Origin of the sequence: Enterobacter sp. PL1 (assembly GCF_945957325.1) — a bacterium.
Classification (GTDB): Bacteria; Pseudomonadota; Gammaproteobacteria; order Enterobacterales; family Enterobacteriaceae; genus Enterobacter; species Enterobacter roggenkampii.
On sequence record NZ_CAMFKT010000065.1, the window covers coordinates 1 to 3,029 of the forward strand.

Annotated in this window: 2 protein-coding genes; both read right to left on the reverse strand. The window is 45.2% G+C overall.

Annotated features, from left to right (window positions below):
* Positions 1-327 precede the first annotated feature (327 nt).
* The gene (locus N6P30_RS24145; protein ID WP_023293487.1) at positions 328-666 is read right to left on the reverse strand and encodes a 5-fold beta-flower protein; all 339 of its coding nucleotides are present in this window, start codon (positions 664-666) and stop codon (positions 328-330) included.
* 221 nt (positions 667-887) lie between these two features.
* Positions 888-3,029 (reverse strand): type I restriction endonuclease subunit R (locus N6P30_RS24150; protein ID WP_260629999.1); only part of this gene is annotated, 2,142 nt, incomplete at its 5' end.

Sequence of the window (3,029 nt, forward strand, 5' to 3'; positions counted from 1 at the left end):
GTGGTGCCCGGACTCGGAATCGAACCAAGGACACGGGGATTTTCAATCCCTTTAAAAGAGCCCAAACGATCCATCAGCACTAACAGTTTTTTACTGGTTTACCTTGAGAAAAATGTTTAAGTTTGGTTCTTCATGACTTAAGTATTGCTTAAATACGGCGTTTCGAAGCTACCAGAATCCTACCATTATGAGCCTATGCCCATAGAAGAGAAATTATCTCCCGTTCTCGCGATTCAATGACTAAAAATCAGACGGTGCAGGCTTTTAGATACTGATATTATATCTTTTGGGTAAAGTATTAATCTCTGTTGAGATAGGCTCTTAGCCCTAAAATAGCCGAGCAGCAAACGCCAAAACAACAATACTGACATTACCATTAACTGTCGCGATAGTTCTGAGTCGGTCGTCTTTAAGTGTTTTACCATCAAATGTTGCGATGGTGCGGAGTCGATCGTCTTTCAGGGTCTTTCCATCAAAGGTAGCGATGGTGCGGAGTCGGTCGTCTTTCAGGGTTTTACCGTCAAAAGTTGCGATGGTTCTGAGCCGGTCGTCTTTCAGGGTTTTACCGTCAAACGTTGCGATGGTCCTGAGTCGATCATCTTTCAAGGTCTTGCCATCAAAGGTCGCGATAGTCCTGAGTCGATCGTCTTTTATAGTTACGCTCATAAGCATTCTCCTGTGATACGTCCGTTCAGCACTTTACCATCCAAAATAAAGCACTGGTTTCTGTAAGTTCTGGGCGCTAATCATTTGAATATGCGTTTAAAATCCATCCAGTTAGCATTAACATTAACCAGCGCTTCATCGATCATAACAGGTCTGATGCAGGTTAAAAGATACAATCTTACCTATAAATTGCGGTAGCGCATTGCTCTGTTATCTGGCATCTAGAGGTGCCCTCCAACCCCTTTAAATTTTTCGATAAACGCCCCAATTTTCTGGAATACGGTCTGCTTTTTCGTTTTGTACTGAGGATTCAGCGGACTGAGCTTTGGTAGCGTCTCATTTAGCTCAGTGCCATTTTCGGTAGCATACTCCCGTTTGAGTGATGTGCGGATATAGCGCCTTGCAGCCTCTTCATTGAGGTTTTCTTCCTTAATCAACGCCTCTGCTTCCCGTTGCTGTTCACGCTGAGCATAGGTAAAGAATGCATCAATGATACTGGCCTTGTCCGGCATGTCATCAAGGTTAGTTTGCTGAATAAAGTCAACAATCAGACCTTCTTTGGCACGGTTGCCCAGACTTGAGCGGATTAAGCGTCTGACCTCTTCAGTCAGGGCTTCTTTACCTTTTTTCTCTCTGTTGTGGTCGAAAATCAGGCCAAGAATGTAGTCCAGGTTAATTTCCTGCGACTTGAGCAGGTCAATTTCAAACACCACGTCATCCCAGTCTGTGGTTGATTTATCCCTGTCGTTTGCTGCTTTTTCGCGTCGCTGCCAGTCCCGGATATCATTGTATGCTGAGCGATAGTCCTGAACTTTACGCTCTGCCGGGAGACGAATGGTTTGTAATTCAGCAAATTTTTCATCATCCACATAGTGCTCTGCTTTAAAGGTTTCTATCGCTTCCGGGTCACTAATATCAACCTTCTGCAGGGCTTTCAGCGTGGCAAATTCATCATAGTTTTGAAGGATGTTTTCTGCCCGCAGATATTCACTAAACAGTTTGACGAAGGCTTTTTTCTCTTTTTCACTGTCGATACTGGCAGGGTCAGGGAAGCGCTGCTCCAGCTCCGAAACAACAGCCATAAAACCTCGTTTAGCCTCACCGGTTGCCGCATCGGTAAAGCCCTGCATGTACTCTTCGTAGCTTTTTTCCAGCACCACATTCTTGGTGTTTTTGTCGCCAAAAAGTGTGATGGCATCAATGGTCGGACGCTCCAGGTCCCTGAAAGTCACGATATTGCCGAAGGTTTTGGTTGCATCATAGATACGGTTGGTGCGTGAGAATGCCTGCATCAGACCGTGATAACGCAGGTTTTTGTCAACGAACAGAGTATTGAGCGTCGGGGCATCAAAGCCGGTTAAGAACATTCCCACCACGATGAGAAGGTCGATATCCTGATTTTTCACTCGTTGAGCTAAATCGCGGTAGTAGTTCTGGAAGCCGTTACTGTCGGTACTGAAATTGGTTTTAAAGTGGTTGTTATAGTCATCAATGGCTGAATCCAGGAATTCCTTTGCGCTGCTGTTCATTGCGCTGGTATCAAAGCTTTCGTCAGTAATATCACCAATGGCGCTTTGCTCTTCATTTGCAGCAAAGGAGAAGATGGTTGCAACCCGAAGGCGTTTATAGCTGCCAGATTTCTTCTCCGCTTCTTCCTGTAGCATTTTAAACGTCGTGTAATAAGCTTTTGCCACTTCCACGCTGCTAACTGCTAACATGGCGTTAAAGCCCTTAGCTCCCGGGAAGGTTCGGTGTGTTTTCTGACGGAAGTTATTGATAATGTATTGCGTTATTTCCTGGATACGTAGTGGGTGCAGAAAGGCCTGGTGGTTTTCAGCCGCGCTGAGTTTTTTCTCATCAGTTTCCGTTTCAAGAGACTTAAACTGTGGGCGGACATCGTTATAGTCCACCTTAAACTTCAGCACTTTTTCATCACGAATCGCATCAGTAATGACGTAAGAATGTAATTCACGCCCGAAGACGCTGGCGGTGGTTTCTGCCCCCAGTGCATTTTCCGGGAAAATAGGCGTACCGGTAAAACCAAACTGATAAAAGCGTCTGAATTTCTTTTTGAGGTTTTTCTGGGCCTCACCAAACTGGCTGCGGTGACACTCATCAAAGATAAACACCACCTGCTGTTGGTAGACGGGCAGGTCAGCTTCAGATTTCATCAGGTTATTGAGTTTCTGAATGGTTGTGACGATGATTTTGTTATCGTCTTTATCCAGGTTTCTTCTGAGGCCTGCTGTATTATCCGAACCATTGACACTGTCCGGAGAGAAGCGCTGATACTCCTTCATGGTCTGGTAATCGAGGTCTTTCCTGTCGACCACGAAGAAGACTTTATCGATAAAGTCCAGCTC